The sequence below is a fragment of the Streptococcus sp. S784/96/1 genome, from assembly GCF_902729355.1.
In the GTDB taxonomy this organism is placed as follows: Bacteria; Bacillota; Bacilli; order Lactobacillales; family Streptococcaceae; genus Streptococcus; species Streptococcus caledonicus.
On sequence record NZ_CACVCC010000018.1, the window covers coordinates 1 to 17,463 of the forward strand.

The following is a 17,463-nucleotide window of genomic DNA, read 5'->3' on the forward strand; positions in this document are numbered from 1 at the left end:
TGCACTAGGAGACAGGGCGTCAGCCTTTGCCCAAGAAATGGACGAGAAGGTTGCTTACCATACCGCTTACATCCGAGAAAACGGAGATGACATCCCAGAAGTCCGGGATTGGAAGTGGGAGAATATTGGTAAATAGCAGATTGATGCTACTAAGCAAATTTATAATCTAATAAAGTGAGAGGAGAACGTTACTTGTTAATATTACCAAGTCTCCTCTTTCTTTATATTAATATTGGTATTCGTAGATGATCGTTAAGGAGAAAAGACGATGAGAGAGGTTCTATTAAAACAAGTAACCGTTGAATCTGAATTTTGGAAAAGCTACTTGAACCTCATTAAAGAGGAAACGATTCCGTATCAATTAAGTGTATTGAAAGATGAGATAGATGTAGATGTCCAAGCTGAGCGAAAAGATGAAGAATTACCATCTGGAAAGAGTCACGCTATTGAAAACTTCAAGATAGCAGCAGGAATATCACAGGGAGAGCATTTTGGATGGTTTTTCCAAGATAGCGATGTCTATAAATGGTTGGAGTCGGTAGGGCTATTGCTTCAGACTACTGAAGATCCTCAGTTAGAAGCTCATGCAGATGATGTCATTGCTATTATTGAGAAAGCTCAAGAAAAAGATGGTTATTTAAATACTTATTTTCAATTGAAATTTCCTCAGCTAAAATACCGGCAACTTTATTTTAGTCATGAATTGTATTGCGCAGGGCATTTAATAGAAGCTGGGATAGCTTATGATAAGGGAACTGGTAAATCTCAACTGCTAGACATTGCCAAACGTTTCGTGAAACATATTGAAGACCATTTTGGTTACGAAAATAGAAAGATTCAAGGTGCAGACGGGCATCAAGAAATTGAGTTGGCCTTGGTTAAGTTATATGATTACACAGGTGATGATACTTACCTTAAATTAGCTCAATTTTTTGTTAATGTACGCGGTGAGGATCCTAAGTTTTATCAGAAAGAAATAGAATCCAATCTTAAATTAGGACTCTCTGCAGACAATCCCCGTGTTGACTTAACTTATCTACAAGCTTTTACGCAACCAAAATATCAGACGAAAGCAGTTGGGCATGCTGTCAGAATGCTTTATATGGCTACTGGGATGGCAAAAATTGTAAATCGAGAATTTGATGATGAACTATATCAAGCCTGCTTGGCTATTTGGGACGATATTATTAAGTGTAAAATGTACATTACTGGTGGTGTGGGATCAACAGTTTTTGGAGAGTCTTTCACGGGTCCCTATGATTTGCCAAATGATACGATGTATTGTGAAACTTGTGCGGCAATTGCACTATTAAATTTTGCTTATGAATTATTCCAACTATCTCCAAAGGTAGAATATCTGGATGTAATTGATCGTTTAATTTACAATGGGATTCTATCGGGAGCCTCCTTAAATGGAAAGCAATTTTTCTATGTGAATCCTTTAGAAGTTGATGTTGATTCTTGCCATCATAATCCAGGGAAAGGCCATGTCAAAACGCAAAGACCAGACTGGTTGGGCTGTGCTTGTTGCCCGCCTAACTTTGCAAGGACAGTTGCATCAATAGGACGCTATGTTTATCTAGAAGATGACGGTAAACTATTTGTCAACCTTTTCATAGCAAGTCGATTATTAGGAGAAGGCTATATTATTGAACAAAAAACGGGATTTCCGTTTGAAAATAGTGTTGATATTAACTATCAGGGACCGGAAAAAATAATCATTATTCATGTGCCATATTGGGCTAAAGGGTTAGAAGTAACTTGTGATAAGGGTGAGGTTATTAAGAAAAATACGCAGCAAATTGACGTATTAGTTCGTGGTAATAGTTGTCTAAGGATAAGGTTTGAACAGCCTATCTACAGTGTAAGCTGCCATCCGGAAGTACGATCTAATATTGGGAAAGTAGCCATTCAAAGAGGCCCCTTCATTTTCTGTTCACAAGCTTTGCAAAATCCAGATATGAAAAAGTACCGAGTTGATCGTCAAAAGTTACCTCAAGCGACGTGTGAGATTCAAAATGATAACTTAGGAAAGTATATACAATTACATCTTCCTTGCCAAAAGATAAAAGGCTGGCCAAACGAGGCATTGTATTTGTTTGACTCGGAAAATCAATTTGTCTCTTCTGATATGACCTTAATACCATATTATCTTTGGGGTAACCAAGGTGAAACAGATATGCAAGTATGGTTTTCGGAAGTAATGTAGGAGGTTGAAATGGAGGCATGTCCGGGATGTTCTGTGAAAGAAGTGTTGTCAGAAGATGATATAGAGCTACTTATTCAAGAACAACTAGCCTTAGAATTTAATTTAGTCAGTGATGCAGAATGGGAAAAGCGTCAAAAAATCTGTCGGCAATGCCCGTTTAAGGTAGGGGCAACTTGTGGTAAGTGTGGTTGCTACTATAAGTTTAGAAGTGCATTACTTGTCAAATCTTGTCCTGTTGGAAAATGGTAAAAAACTCCTTGAGCCTATAGTGTTCAAGGAGTTTTTTAAATCAGCTATAAAATAATTTAATTTTAATGTCTTGATTATGGTTGCCAAATTCTCGACCGAATAAGGTACACCCACCGATATTTTCAGCATTGTCTTTAACTTCAATACGGAATTTCCAAGTTGTTGTTGAAGTGTCTAAATCAGAAATGTTAAATGTTGACAAAAAATCACCATCAATATTGGTTCCATGTTCAGTAATCCGGATTGTTTTTAATAGACCGTACTGATTGAGGTTGTCAGGATACCATTGAGGAGTGTATTTACCACGAGTATCTGCAAAATCACCAGGGCTAGTCCAAGCCCCTAATTCATGATCATTAAAGGAAAATGTAATATCAGATGGCCAATTATTGTTAGCAAACGGGAATTCAGATGAAATTTCAAAAGATATTTCAATCATTTTTAGAGTATCCGTCGATTTTAATAGATTTGGAGACTGGTATTCTAAGAATCCTTTGGTAAACCAAACAATCTGTGCACTCATACGTTCAGGAACCATAAAAAAGCGAGGTTCATCCACAGGGCCGATGAAATCTTCCCCACTTGCTAGGCCACAAGTTGGTTCTACCTTATAATCAGTGTAGTGCCCTACGGGAATAAAAGTTTCAATTGTAGAATACGCATTAAAAATTTTATGTGGAAAATTAATTTCAATTCGATCAACAGCCAGACGTGCAATTTTTTGATGACCGACACGCTCCGTTTTGATGATATGGGCTGTTTCGAGTTTTTTAATGTGTTGGGTGATGATGGCACTGCTCAAATTTAAAGCAGTAGCAATTTCTTTGACATTCATCTTTTCATTGGATAATAGTTGAATGATTTGTAATCTGACGTTACTAGCTAATGCTTCGTATACTGGCAGTGCACTTGTGTTAATTTCTAATTGCATAGGTTTGCTCCTTTTTTTAATGATAACATATTTATTAATATATGTAAACACTTTCTGTTAAAGATTAATGATTTTATGAATCTTAATTAAAAAGATGTTTTTTAAAATAATTATATAAAATGCTTGACATTAGGTTTTTGTAGGTATATAATTAAACCACAGAAACATGAAAGCGCTTCAAAAAAATAAAAACAAAAGGAGGAAGTTGTTAATAAAAATATAAATGATACATAGCCAACGTTTTATAAGATTAACTTTTTAGTAAATTGAAAAATATTTATAATTGACGCATAAGGAGAAAGCAAAATGAAGAAATGGTTTAAACTTGCTACAGTAGTAACAACTTTTAGTGCAATGGCCTTAACAGGATGTGGCAATAATTCAGAAAGTAGCGGTGGCTCGGATTCGGAAACTTTAACATTCATGTTCCGTGGAGGAGAAGATGAGAAAAAAGCTTATCAGGCTGCCATTAGTGAATTCGAGAAAAATGAAGACGTGAAAGTAAAAATTGTTGCGACTGATGCGGATCAGTATGCAACAAAATTACAAGCTGCCATTTCTGGTGGTAAAGTTCCAGATGTTTTTTATGTAGAACAAGGTAGTGTGATGGCTTATGTTGATAATGGTGTATTGCAAGACATTACTAAGTATGTAGAAAATTCTGATTTTGATTTAGATAATATTTGGGAATATGGGGTCAATAGCTATCGTTATGACGGTGAAAAAGTAGGATCTGGTCCAATTTACGGGCTTCCAAAAGATGTTGGTCCGTTTGCTCTAGGCTACAACAAAAAAATGTTTGAAGAAGCGGGAATTCCACTTCCAGATAAAGATAAACCATACACTTGGGATGAGTTTGTCGAAGTATCTAAAAAATTGACTAAGGACACAAATGGAGATGGTATTTTAGATCAATGGGCAACTGGTTTTAATGTTAACTGGAGCTTACAAGCATTTGTATGGAGTAATGGCGGTGATTGGGCTAATGAAGCTAAAGATAAGGTAACTATTGATACTCCAGAATTTGCAGAGGCTTTACAATATTTTGCAGATCTTCAAAATGTTCACAAAGTCACACCATCAATTGCAGATGCTCAAACATTAGATACCTACCAGCGTTGGATGAATGGTGAAATTGCTTTCTTCCCTGTGGGGCCGTGGGATATGAGTACGTACGCAAAACTTGATTTTGAGTATGATTTGATGCCATGGCCAGCAGGAAAAACTGGTAAATCTGCTACTTATATTGGGTCACTGGGTATTGGTGTATCAAGTACAACTAAGAATCCGGAGAAGGCAGCTAAATTAGTACAATATCTTGCGGCGTCTGAGGATGGTCAAAAACAATTAGTTGATGCGCAAATTCAGATTCCAAACCTTAAAGATATGGCAGCTGAATGGGCATCAGATACTTCTTCTGTACCAAGTAATAAACAAGAATTTATCGATGTTGTCGAAGATTATGGACGTGCACTCCCTGGTGCAAATACTTATAATCCTGAATGGTATGATGAATTCTTTATTAACATTCAATCAGTACTTGATGGGGATATGACTGCGAAAGAATATCTTAAAGAAACACAACCAAAAATGCAAGAAAAATTAGATGCTACAAATCAGCAAAAGGCTACAGCTAAATAATACGGTGAATAAACATAGAAGTAAAAATTTAAAGTAGTGTTTAATTCCTAAAGTATCAGTTAATGATAAAGTAGGCGGCTGAAAAGTCGCCTACAATTTTTACAAGGAGATGTTAGAATGGCGAGAATACATACAAAGAAAAAAAGCAATCTATATGCTCATGAGCATCGTGTAGCTTTCATGTTTGTTATATTACCAGTAATTGGATTTTTAGTATTTTCTTTACTACCATTTTTATATTCTGTCTATGCTTCGTTGACAGATTGGAATGGTTTAGGGAGAATGAACTTTATCGGATTAGAGAATTTTCAAAGGTTAGTACGAGACCCATACTTTTATCAAACGATGGGAAATACTATTTTTCTCATGATAGGTATTCCTATTGGTTTATTGGTCTCTTTTGCTTTAGCATCAGCATTGAGTAGAGGAATTAAGGGGACAACTATTTTTAGGACAGTGTACTATATACCAGTGATTTCATCTCTAGCAGCAATTTCTATATTGTGGCAATGGGCTTATAATGGTGATTTTGGTCTTATTAATCAAGTACTTGATATTTTTGGAATTGACGGTCCAAACTGGTTACAAAATCCTGTGACAGTAAAACCAGCCATTATTTTAATGACAATTTGGAAAGGTTTGGGATACTCAATGTTATTGTATTTAGCCGCTATCCAAAGTGTGCCTAAAACGTTTTATGAGGCAGCAGAATTAGACGGTGCCTCCCCGTTTCAAAAGTTTACCAATATTACGTGGCCAATGGTTCGTCCAGTAACGTTTTTCTTAATTGTGACTAATATTATAGGTGGAGCTCAAATCTTTACAGAGATTAATATTATGACACCTACTGGGGGTCCAAAATATAGTTCAGCAACTGTTGTATGGTACATCTGGCAAAAAGCTTTTAAAAATTGGCAAATGGGATACGCTAGTAGTATGGCTCTAGTTCTAGCAGTAATTGTATTTATTGTTACTGCTATCCAATTTTGGATGAATAGTCGTTCAGAATATACAATTGACTAGGAGGTTACCATGAAAAAAATAAAAATATCACATGTTTTGATTTTTGCGATCTTACTATTAGGATCAGTTGTCATGATTGGGCCTCTTCTTTGGATGGTGTCAACATCATTAAAAGATAAAACAGGCGTCTTTCAATTACCACCACAATGGATACCGAATCCAATAAAATGGGATGCTTATCAACGATTATTGGAATTAGATACTCTAGGATCAGGGATAAAAAATACAATTATTGTATCTTTGACGGTAACAATAATTGGTACTGTCACCTCAAGTATGGCTGCTTTTTCTTTTGCTAAATTGAAAATGCCATTCAAAAATCTATTGTTTTTAGTATTGTTAACAGCAATCATGATTCCTTATCCAGCTGTTATGATTCCACAGTTCATGCTATTCTCAAAAATTGGTTGGGTAGATACATTATTGCCATTGATTATTCCAGGTTTATTTGGAAACATTACAATGATATTTTTCTTGAGACAGTATCTATCAAATATTCCAGATTCTATTATTGAAGCAGCTAAAATTGATGGCGCAGGCTATTGGAAGATATTCTCTAATTTGATTTTTCCACTTATTCGACCAGCAGTTGCAGCACAGTTTATTTTATGGTTTATGGGAGCGTGGAATGATTATTTGGCACCATTGATTTATTTAAATTCACCAGAAAAACAAACACTGCAAGTTGTTATTGCTAATTTGAATGCGGCATATGCTATTCAGACAGACTATCCATTGATTATGGCCGCATCAGTGATTTCATTACTTCCAGTATTAACAGTGTTTATTATTTTCCAAAAACAAATTATCGAATCCGTTGCGATTTCAGGTATGAAAGGTTAAAAAATGTGGGAAAGAGCGATGAAGTGGCTACATGTAGCTGTATTATTTGTCTTTTTAAATGTTTTGTGGTTGTTGGGGACATTACTAGGAGGAGTGGTATTTAGTCTTATTCCAAGTACGATTGCTATATTGAAAGTACTTCAACTTCCAAGAATTTTTGATAATGATTATAGTTGCCGTGAAATTATAGGTAGTTACTACCGATTTTTTAAAGAAGCATATAAGCATAACAAGGTCTTCCTTTTTTTACCGATTATGATTGCCACTATTGCAGTGTTAGAGCTTCAAATGATCACTCAAAATGTTTTTCTTCAAGCGACTTTCCAAATTCCTTTAACGATTTTACTTGTCTACGTTGTTATAATAATATTCCATGTCAGTTATTTAGCAACGCAGTTGGAACTTATAACGTCTAAACAGTATAAATTACTATTATTAAGTCCGTTGATTTTTAATCGTTCCACTATATTGATACTAGTCGTAATTATGACTTTAACAATTATTGCATTGGTAAAAGGTTGGATACTGATGGTTTTCTTCTCGCTTGTTATTTATGCCGCGTCACAATTAGTTGGACATGATTATAAAAGTAAAGGGCTGATTCGATGAAGAAAAAGTATTGTCTATTATCTCTAATAGCTTTAGTTACTCTGACCGCCTGTCAAAATATAGCTGTGGACCAAGTTTTGAAAAAACCAAATTTTGAAAATGTCTCGGTACATGATCCATCAATCATCAAAACTAATGATTCTTATTATATTGTTGGTTCTCACGCAATGTTTGCTAAGTCTTATGATCTTATCCAATGGGAACAGTTAGCCTCCTCAATCAATACAGATATCATGTTTGAGAATGTTAGAGAAGAGCTAGTAGAAGATTTTAAATATGCCAAAACAAACACTATGTGGGCAAGTGATTTAGTCCAGTTAAAAGATGGTAAATATTATTTATATTATTGCCTTTGTGAAGGGAACTCCCCTCTTTCAGCACTAGGAGTTGCGGTCTCAGATTCAATAGAAGGGCCTTATAAAAAGGTTGAAACCTTCCTACATTCTGGAACCTCTCCGCAGTTTGGTAAAACTTACGATGCGACTAGACACCCCAATGTTATAGACCCTAATGTTTTTTATGATAAAGATGGTAAATTATGGATGGTTTATGGTTCTTATTCAGGTGGGATATATATTCTTGAAATGGATGAAACGACGGGCCTTCCCAAAGAACGTAATACTTACGGGAAACATTTACTGGGTGGGAATCATGCACGTATTGAAGCACCTTATATTCAATATCATTCAGAAACAGATTACTACTACTTATTTACATCTTTTGGAGGTTTAACAGCTGATGGTGGTTATAATTTGCGTGTGGCACGATCTAAAAATCCTGATGGACCTTATGAAGACATATCAGGCAATAAGATGGATAGTGTTAAGGGAAAAGCAGGAACCACATTTGATGATTTGAGTATTCAAGATTATGGTAATAAAGTAATTGGTAATTTTCTTTACGAACCAGATGATGGATTAACAAATGCTGGTTATGTTTCACCTGGTCATAATTCAACTTATTGTGATGAAAAGAGTGGTAAATATTTTGCGATTTTCCATACACGTTTTCCAAATTCTGGAGAAATACATGAGGTCAGAGTTCATCAATTACTCTTTACAGAGTCTGGTTGGCCAGTAATGGTACCGCTCCGCTATGGTGAAGAAACGATCGCAGACTATAAGAAGAATCAGATTGGTTTAGAGTTTAAGGCTATTCTCTTTGAAAAAGAAATTTCAGATGCTGTCTCAGAGCCCCAGATGATTCATTTAACATCAGATGGTAAAATTCAGGGAGAGCTAGAGGGGAACTGGCAATTATCGGATAAAAATACTAGTAAAGATTCTATAATTACTATCAATAATACAACTTACAAGGGTAGGTTTATATCGGCTTGGGATGAATACCAAGAACAGCAGGCTATGACATTTACAGGCCTATCTGATAATGGCTTGCCAATATATCTAATTGAAGTGAGGAAATAAATAATGTCAAAACAACTAATTTATCAAAACCCTATTGTATTGGAGCGGGCCGACCCGTGGGTCTACAAGCACACGGATGGTTATTATTATTTTACAGGATCTGTACCTGGATACCAGACGATTGAGTTACGCCGTGCTAAGTCATTAAATGATTTAGGTGAAAAAGCTGAAGTAGTAACCGTGTGGTATGCGCATGAAACAGGGCCTCTGAGCGAACTGGTTTGGGCGCCAGAAATTCACTATCTAAGAGGTAAGTGGTATATTTATTTTGCTGCAAGTGATGATGCAGTGGAACGCAATCAATATCATCATCACCGCATGTTTGTACTGGAGAATGAAAGCGCTAATCCGATGAAAGGTGAGTGGATTGAAAAAGGTCAAATTAGAACTCAGTATGAAAGTTTTAGCATTGATGCAACAGTCTTTGAATTAGAAGACGAGCTCTATTATATATGGGCACAACTTGACCCAAGGATTCCAGGTAATTCAAACCTTTACATTTCTAAAATGGTTAATCCTTGGACGTTGACAGGTCCTCAAAAATTATTGACCATTCCAGAATACGATTGGGAAAAAATTGGGTTCTTAGTTAATGAAGCGCCAGCAGTTATCATTCGTAATGGCAAAGTATTTGTGACTTATTCTGCCAGTGCGACTGATGAAAACTATGCTATGGGCTTATTGTGGGCTGATGCTAATTCGGACTTGTTGGATGGTTATTCTTGGCATAAGTCTGAAAAACCGGTCTTTGTTTCTTCAGAAAAAAATCGTCTTTTTGGTCCAGGTCATAATTCGTTTACACGAAATGAGGATGATACGAAAGATGTTTTGATTTTCCATGCACGTCCTGAAAAAAATAAAGAAGGCGATCCGCTAGATAATCCTAATCGCCATGCCAATGCTCAGGTGTTTTCATGGGATGAAAATGGATTCCCAGTATTTGGAGAACCGGGGGCAGGCTAAATCATCAAATATAAGAGTTTAGGAACAATATTTTTATACTTTTAACGATATCAGTGAGATATCTAGAGGAGTTTGAATGAAAGACAATCGTTATTTAAATGCAGAATGCCATCAGCGTTTTTCAATTAGGAAAAGTCATTTAGGAGCAAGTAGTGTCTTGCTCGGCGTATCGTTATTGTTACTTTTTGGTGCAGCACCTGCTGCAGCAAATGAATTAGAAAACTCATTAGAAAGTCCTCCATATACTGTTCTGACAACAGAGGCTGATTCAAATAGTGTGGTAGATAAAGTTACAGATCAAGAAAATGAAGCAGAACAGACAGTTACTCCAGAGGTAGAGGCAAACCAAGCTCTTGCTGAGGAAGTGAACGACCTAGAAACTATTCAGATGGTTGATGACAATATGACAGTAACATTACCAGATACAAGTGAGGAAGCTACTGAAACATCTATTGATGAAGAGTTTTCACGTGTTTCTGTTCATGACCCATCTATTTTTTATGATGAGGCTTCAGGAACTTATTATGCATTTGGTTCACACTTAGCTCAAGCAAAATCAGATGATTTACAGAATTGGGCACCATTGTTTAATCATGAATATGAAAATCCATCAAGTGTCCTAGGAAATCTCAATGAAAATCTTGCTAAACCTTTTGAATGGGCAGGTTATGATGATGCTGATACGGCTAACGGACGTTATTCGGTTTGGGCACCGGATGTTATCTGGAATCCGGCTTATCAATGGGATGATGGCACGACTGGTGCTTACATGTACTATTTCTCAAATTCATCGACTTGGCGCCGTTCGGTTATTAGTTATGCGGTTTCCAAGACTGTTGAAGGGCCTTATGATTATGTAGATAGCTTGATTTATTCAGGTTTTACTAAAGAAGATGCTACAGATGGAAGTAGTCGTAATGTTAATTATAAGAACACTAATGTAGATGATTTGATGGAAGCTGGCGTTATTGAATCTGGATTTAGCGATAAATGGAATAGAGATAATGGGCACACTTATAATAATGACTACGCCCCAAACGCTATTGATGCCAATGTTTTTTACGATAAAACTGGAAAACTTTACATGAGTTATGGTTCTTGGTCAGGTGGTATTTACCTTTTGGAAATCGATCCAACAACTGGTAAGGCAATCTATCCTGGTAAGGATAGCATGACACCAGATGGTAGACATATTGATAAATATTTTGGGACACACTTGATTGGTAGTTGGCATCAATCAGGTGAAGCCCCTTATATTACTTATGACCCATCAACAGACTTTTATTATCTTTTTGTAACTTATGGAGGCTTAGGCAGAGAAGGCGGTTATAACATGCGTCTTTTCCGTTCTAAAACTGTTGATGGCCTTTATGTGGATGCCAAAGGAGAACATCCTAAATATACAGGATGGACACCGAATCTCATTAATGCTGCTTACGGTGTTAAGGTGATGGGAAATTATAGTTTAGATTCATTAAAAACCTCATACATGTCACCTGGACATAATTCTGCACTTATTGACAAAGATGGGAATTGGTTCTTAGTTAATCATACTCGCTTCAATCAAGGAACGGAGTACCATGAAGTTCGTGTTCACCCAATGAAAATGACAGAAGATGGGTGGCCAGTCGCTTTACCTTTTGAATATCGACCAATCAATGTGGCCTTAACAGAGCGAAGTGTCAAACAATTTAGTGGTGATTACGAATTTGTTAATCATGGAACGGAAACGTCAGGTCAGCCCTTAGCGAAATCACGTTTACAATTGAATGATGATGGTTCAGTTTCAGGTGCTTTAACAGGAAATTGGACGGTTACTGAAAAAAGTGGTCATTTCTATGTGACGCTAATAACAGACAGTGGCACAACTTATCAAGGGATTTTTGAACTTCAAAAGGATGAGAGTCCTGGGAAAAAAGTAAGTCTCGTTTTCGCTTTGGTGGGGAACAATAATGAAGTTATCTGGGGAGTCAAACCTTATGAAGTAGAGACGAAATCTACTATTAAAATTCACTTTTTAAACGAAAAAAATGCTGAGATTTTACCTACTCAAACAATAGATGGTTTTGTAGGGGAAACTGTTGCTTTGCCAGAGGTTCCTTTTGTAGAAGGTTACCACTTTGAGACTATTTTGAAATTTGTTGATGGAACAAATAAAATCATTTACCGTTACCAATCGCCCAAAGAAACGTTAAACACTTTAGATATTAATCAGCCAGGGAAAAACTATGGTCAGACTTTAACTTCTGATGTTACTGGAAATGTGACAAACAATGTTCCTAAATCAACAGTGCAAATACTAGGTAATGAAGAGTTATCCGTTGTATTAAGTGGTCGGTCTGCTGATGTATCACATGATAGTGAAAAACCATTGCATACTGCACTTCCTAAAACAAGTAGTATGGATAGCATGCTAACAATGATAGGCAGCTTTTTATTATCAGGAGTGATGTTGCTATTAAAGAAAACGAAGCGATGGAGCTAGTCGTTCTGCATGAAAGGAGATTTCTTTATGAAAGAGAGTGCGTTAACATTCGGTGTTCATGATCCGACGATTATTGAGTCGGATGGGAAGTTTTATTTGTATTCAACAGATACGCGCCAGCCAGAAACGTCAGGAATTCCTATTAGAAAATCAGAAGATCTTATGACATGGGAATTTAAAGGCCAGGCAATGCCAGAGGTGCCTAATGATGCTAAGCGTTGGAGTCAAGCGGTAGGACTTTGGGCTCCGGAAATTATTAAATATGGTGATGAATATCGTATTTATTATTCTGCTTCAACCTTTGGTAGTACAATTTCTTATATTGGTTTAGCTACTGCAAAAACACCTATGGGCCCTTTTGAAGATAAAGGGGTTATTGTCAAAACAAACCCAGAGTTATGTGATCATAATGCCATTGATGCTAATGTGGTGATAGATAAAGAAGGTGAGCAGTGGTTTGTTTATGGTTCTTTCTTTGGTGGTATTTATATTTTGCCTCTAGATAAAGAAAGTGGGAAACCTAAAGAAGCTGGTTTTGGGAAGCGTATTGCGGTACGTCCAAAGAGTGTTGATACAGCGATTGAAGGTGGTTTTATTTACTACAATTCAGAAACGGATTATTATTATTTGTTTTGTTCATATGATTCATTGAACGATAGTTATAATATCCGTGTAGCGCGCTCTCGTCAAATTGATGGTCCTTATGTGGATAGTAAAGGTTTGGCAATGGATGACTTAGAGCATGAACCCAACGATATCGGTGTGAAGTTGCTAGGCAGTTATCAATTTATTGGTGAGAAACCTGTATTTGCACCCGGCCATAATTCTATTTTTAAGCGCTCAGATGATAGCTTATTTATGGTTCACCATGCTAGACGTCAGACTTTCTCTGACAAATTTTTCTTAAATATTAGACAATTGGATTGGCTATCAAGTGGTTGGCCTGTTGTATCTCCAGTTTTTTATGAAGGGGCTTGTGATGAGGAAGCGTTAGAACTGGAAGGAATTTGGAATATTGTCCGATTTGACTCCGATAGTGGTCTAAAAGAGAGTACTACAGAAAAGATTGTTGTTAGTGACTACGAACGAACTATCGGGAATGAATTTAACTGGAAAGACGTCTTAGTGAAAACAAGGTTAGTCGTTAAAGATGGGGGTAGCAGGCAAATTTTCTCTGGTTTAACTCCAGAGGGCTATGCATTGATTGCGATAAAAGAGTGAGTATTAAGCTTGTAGGAAAGTGTTCAGAAAAGGAGTATTATGCAAAAAGCTTCGTTAAGAATTGTCAGAGATATGGCAATTTCAACAGTTGATAAAAGGCTCTTTGGTTCATTTGTGGAACATATGGGTAGAGCTGTCTATGGTGGAATTTATCAGCCTGATCATGTGACTAGTGATGCTGATGGGTTCCGTAATGATGTGAAAGCGTTAGTTAAAGAGTTAGGAGTTACCTTAGTCCGTTATCCAGGAGGTAATTTTCTTTCAGGTTATAATTGGGAAGATGGTATCGGTCCAAAAGAAAAGCGCCCAGTACGAACAGATTTAGCCTGGCGCGCCATTGAAACGAATCAAGTAGGAATTCATGAATTTGCTAACTGGGCAAAGAATGTGGGTGTCGAAGTTAACATGGCGGTTAATATGGGGACACGTGGCATTGATGAAGCACGCCAGTTAGTCGAATACTGTAATTTTGATGGTGGAACTTACTGGAGTGACAAGCGGATTGAAAATGGTCAAAAAGAACCATTTGGTTTTAAAACCTGGTGCATTGGTAATGAAATGGATGGTCCGTGGCAAATTGGGCATAAGACAGCTGACGAATACGGACGTGCGGCCGCTGAAACGGCAAAAGCAATGAAGTTGGTAGATGACTCAATTGAATTAGTTGTTTGTGGAAGTTCTAACAGTCATATGCCAACTTTTGGAGATTGGGAATTAACCGTTCTGGATCATACCTATGATTATGTTGACTACTTATCGCTTCACCAATATTACGGAAATCCTGCAAATAATTTAGAAGACTATTTAGCTTGTTCTTTGGACATGGATGAGTTTATCAAAGGTGTAGTAGCCATTTGTGACACTGTTAAAGCTAAAAAGCACAGTAAGAAGCAAATGAATCTTTCCTTTGATGAATGGAATATTTGGTATCATTCTAATGAGCAGGATAAACAAATCAAACCATGGTTAATTGCACCACCACAGTTAGAAGATCAGTATAATTTTGAGGATGTTCTTGTTTTAGGGACGTTGCTGATGACATTATTGAAGCATGCGGATCGTATTAAGATTGCTTGTTTAGCTCAATTAGTTAATGTGATTGCGCCAATTTTTACAGAGCAAGATGATAATCAAAGCCCTGCTTGGCGTCAAACAACTTTCTATCCTTTTATGCAGGCTGCTAAATATGGTAAAGGAACAGTCCTAACACCGCTTATGTCGTGTGACAGTTACCAAACAGAAAGCTATGATCAAGTGCCATATCTTGAGACAATTGCAGTACTTAGTGAAGATGAGAGTGAAGTAACGATTTTTGCGGTTAATCGTTCCCGTGAAGAAATGGCTTTCGATGTAGATAGTTTGGGACTAACTTTTGGTGAAGTTCTTGAATTTAGCCATATGGCAGGTCATGACATTAAGGCTGTGAATAGTTTGAGTTCTGATGCTATTAAACCAATCGCTTCTGATAGCTATCAAGTGGCAGATGGTAGTCTTCAAGTCACACTTGCAGGCTTGTCTTGGAATGTTATTCGAGTAGCGGTTAAATCATGAGATAAGGAGAGTGACATGAAAATTACATTGACTCAAGAAAAAGGACCAAAAATTTCAAAATACATTTACGGCCATTTTGCTGAGCACTTAGGGCGTTGTATTTATGAAGGTCTTTATGTTGGAGAGGATTCTACGATTCCAAATATCAATGGTATGCGAACAGATGTCGTGGAAGCCTTGAAAAATATCCAAATTCCAGTGCTTCGCTGGCCAGGAGGCTGTTTTGCTGATGAGTATCATTGGAAAGATGGTATTGGCCTTAAAGAGAATCGTAAAAAAATTGTCAACACTCACTGGGGTGGGGTAACCGAAAATAATCATTTTGGGACACATGAATTTTTTGAACTGATTAAACAGCTTGGCTGTGAAGCATATATTAACGGTAATGTAGGTAGTGGTACTGTTCAAGAAATGCAAGAATGGGTCGAATACATGACGATGGGTGGTGAATCGCCAATGGCAAATCTTCGTCGTGAAAACGGTCAGGAAGAGCCTTGGAAAGTAGCCTTCTTCGGTGTCGGTAACGAAAGCTGGGGTTGCGGTGGTAACATGCGCCCAGATTACTATGCGGATGAGTATCGTCGTTATCAAACTTATGTGCGTCAATATGGACAAGAGAAAATTTACAAGATTGCTTGTGGTCCTAATATTGATGATTATCACTGGATGGATCGTGTCATGGCAATTGCTGCGCCTTTTATGGATGGTATCAGTCTGCACCATTATGCCTTAACAGGTGCTTGGGAGGATAAAGGTCCTGCTACTAATTTTGAAGAAGCTCACTGGTGGTCATTGATTAAAAGCGCTCAAAAAATGGATGAACTCATCACCAAGCACAGCACAATCATGGATAAGTATGACCCAGAAAAACGAGTTGGTTTAATCGTTGATGAATGGGGTTCATGGTTGGCAGTTGAACCAGGTACAAATCCAGGTTTCCTTTATCAGCAAAATACGATTCGTGATGCTATGGTAGCCGCAGTAACCTTAAATATTTTCCATAAACATGCCGAACGTGTTCATATGGCTAATATTGCTCAAACAGTCAATGTTTTGCAATCCATGATTTTAACAGAAGGCAGTCAAATGGTGAAAACACCTAGCTATCATGTTTTTGACTTGTATAAAGTTCACCAGGATGCAGAGCTTGTAGCTTCCTATGGCGACAGTGCAGAACCCCTTTCTTACACCGTATCGCAAAAAGATGGTATCGTGTCCGTGTCTTTGTGTAACTATGCTTTGACTGAAGAACAAACCGTAGAAGTAGATGGTATTCTAGGAGATATCATCAAGGAAGCACGATACATTACTGCAGAAAAGATGGATGACTATAATGACTTTGATCATCCGGAAACAATTGTTATTAAAGAGTTTGAGGGAGCTTCACTTCGCGATGGACGATTGACGGTGACCCTGCCTCCAATGTCCGTTGCAACAATTCAAATTGTTTAGAAGGAGAAAATAATGACTATTTTAGAAGAAACCTTTACATTGGCAAACGGTGTCAAGATTCACAAGGTTGGTCTTGGGACTTGGCAGTCGGAACCCAATGATGCCTATAAGGCGACTAAGTTTGCTCTTGAAAATGGTTATTTCCACATTGATACAGCCTATGTGTACGGTAACCAAGTAGAGGTTGGTCAAGGTCTCAAAGACAGTGGTGTCGCGCGTGATAAGATTTTTATCACTTCGAAAATTCCGGCAGAGTGGAAATCCTATGATGAGTCCATTAAGGCGATTGACGAAAGCTTAGAACAACTTGGTGTTGACTACATTGATTTGATGTTGATTCATGCTCCCAGACCATGGTCTGAAATGCATCAAAGACCGATTGGTGAGCGTTATTATGACGAAAATGCAGAGATGTGGCGTGCACTCGAAGATGCCTATGAATCTGGGAAATTAAGAGCTATTGGCGTTTCAAATTTTGATGTTGATGATTTGAAATACCTTGCTCAAAAGGCACGTATTCAACCTATGGTTAATCAAATTATCTACCATATTGGCAATACTAATGCAGAGGTTTTAGACTACTGTCAAAAACATGACATCTTAGTAGAAGGTTACTCACCGATTGCTACAGGCCGTTTACTTGGCAATGAGCGTGTACAGGAAATTGCAGATAAGTACGGAAAATCCATTCCACAAATCTGTATTCGATATTTGCTAGAGAAAGATATTTTACCATTGCCAAAATCGGTGCATGAAAACTATATTGTGCAAAACGCAGCTGTTGACTTTGTTATTGATGCTGTAGATATGGCTTATTTGGATAGCTTGTAATAATATATTTAGGAGATGGGGTGACCTTTTC

General features: G+C 37.2%; 14 protein-coding genes and 1 pseudogene. 14 read left to right on the forward strand and 1 reads right to left on the reverse strand.

What is annotated here, in order from left to right; all coding sequences use genetic code 11:
- From GZ996_RS07235 to GZ996_RS07245, 3 genes and pseudogenes are all read left to right on the forward strand, one after another.
- A pseudogene (locus GZ996_RS07235) lies at positions 1 to 136 on the forward strand (phosphoketolase family protein); the annotation flags it as partial.
- Between the two features lie 132 nt (positions 137 to 268).
- A complete protein-coding gene (locus GZ996_RS07240; protein WP_162011703.1) occupies positions 269 to 2,209 on the forward strand; it encodes a glycoside hydrolase family 127 protein in 1,941 nt (646 codons plus the stop codon).
- 9 nt (positions 2,210 to 2,218) lie between these two features.
- Complete coding sequence (locus GZ996_RS07245; protein ID WP_156806596.1) at positions 2,219 to 2,458, forward strand: DUF6171 family protein; 240 nt, start codon at positions 2,219 to 2,221, stop codon at positions 2,456 to 2,458.
- A gap of 40 nt (positions 2,459 to 2,498) precedes the next feature.
- Here GZ996_RS07245 and GZ996_RS07250 read toward each other — a convergent pair whose 3' ends face one another.
- Positions 2,499 to 3,389 (reverse strand): ArsR/SmtB family transcription factor, encoded by an 891-nt coding sequence (locus GZ996_RS07250; protein WP_156806597.1) that lies wholly within the window; start codon positions 3,387 to 3,389, stop codon positions 2,499 to 2,501.
- Between the two features lie 306 nt (positions 3,390 to 3,695).
- On the opposite strand from GZ996_RS07250, the gene GZ996_RS07255 reads away from it, so the two are divergent.
- The 11 genes from GZ996_RS07255 to GZ996_RS07305 all read left to right on the forward strand — a co-directional run bounded on the left by GZ996_RS07255 (position 3,696) and on the right by GZ996_RS07305 (position 17,432).
- Positions 3,696 to 5,030 (forward strand): ABC transporter substrate-binding protein, encoded by a 1,335-nt coding sequence (locus tag GZ996_RS07255; protein ID WP_156806598.1) that lies wholly within the window; start codon positions 3,696 to 3,698, stop codon positions 5,028 to 5,030.
- A 117-nt stretch (positions 5,031 to 5,147) separates the two neighbouring features.
- Positions 5,148 to 6,053 (forward strand): carbohydrate ABC transporter permease, encoded by a 906-nt coding sequence (locus GZ996_RS07260; protein WP_156806599.1) that lies wholly within the window; start codon positions 5,148 to 5,150, stop codon positions 6,051 to 6,053.
- A 9-nt stretch (positions 6,054 to 6,062) separates the two neighbouring features.
- On the forward strand, positions 6,063 to 6,896 hold the full coding sequence (locus GZ996_RS07265) for a carbohydrate ABC transporter permease (protein ID WP_156806600.1): 834 nt from the start codon (positions 6,063 to 6,065) through the stop codon (positions 6,894 to 6,896).
- An 18-nt stretch (positions 6,897 to 6,914) separates the two neighbouring features.
- Positions 6,915 to 7,505 carry a DUF624 domain-containing protein gene (locus GZ996_RS07270; protein WP_162011704.1) on the forward strand — a complete coding sequence of 197 codons (591 nt, stop codon included), beginning with the start codon at positions 6,915 to 6,917 and terminating at the stop codon, positions 7,503 to 7,505.
- Positions 7,506 to 7,582: 77 nt separating this feature from the next.
- Complete coding sequence (locus tag GZ996_RS07275; protein ID WP_238386415.1) at positions 7,583 to 8,929, forward strand: glycoside hydrolase family 43 protein; 1,347 nt, start codon at positions 7,583 to 7,585, stop codon at positions 8,927 to 8,929.
- A 3-nt stretch (positions 8,930 to 8,932) separates the two neighbouring features.
- Positions 8,933 to 9,892, forward strand: a complete 960-nt coding sequence (locus GZ996_RS07280; RefSeq protein ID WP_162011706.1) for a glycoside hydrolase family 43 protein — start codon at positions 8,933 to 8,935, stop codon at positions 9,890 to 9,892.
- A 76-nt stretch (positions 9,893 to 9,968) separates the two neighbouring features.
- Complete coding sequence (locus GZ996_RS07285) at positions 9,969 to 12,377, forward strand: glycoside hydrolase family 43 protein (protein ID WP_162011707.1); 2,409 nt, start codon at positions 9,969 to 9,971, stop codon at positions 12,375 to 12,377.
- Between the two features lie 27 nt (positions 12,378 to 12,404).
- Positions 12,405 to 13,598 carry an arabinan endo-1,5-alpha-L-arabinosidase gene (locus tag GZ996_RS07290; RefSeq protein WP_162011708.1) on the forward strand — a complete coding sequence of 398 codons (1,194 nt, stop codon included), beginning with the start codon at positions 12,405 to 12,407 and terminating at the stop codon, positions 13,596 to 13,598.
- 39 nt (positions 13,599 to 13,637) lie between these two features.
- Complete coding sequence (gene arfA / locus GZ996_RS07295) at positions 13,638 to 15,149, forward strand: arabinosylfuranosidase ArfA (protein ID WP_161980538.1); 1,512 nt, start codon at positions 13,638 to 13,640, stop codon at positions 15,147 to 15,149.
- A 15-nt stretch (positions 15,150 to 15,164) separates the two neighbouring features.
- Positions 15,165 to 16,601, forward strand: coding sequence for an alpha-N-arabinofuranosidase (locus GZ996_RS07300; protein WP_162011709.1), 1,437 nt, complete (start codon positions 15,165 to 15,167; stop codon positions 16,599 to 16,601).
- Between the two features lie 12 nt (positions 16,602 to 16,613).
- Entirely contained in the window at positions 16,614 to 17,432 is an 819-nt protein-coding gene (locus GZ996_RS07305; protein ID WP_162011710.1) for an aldo/keto reductase, read from the forward strand.
- Positions 17,433 to 17,463 lie beyond the last annotated feature (31 nt).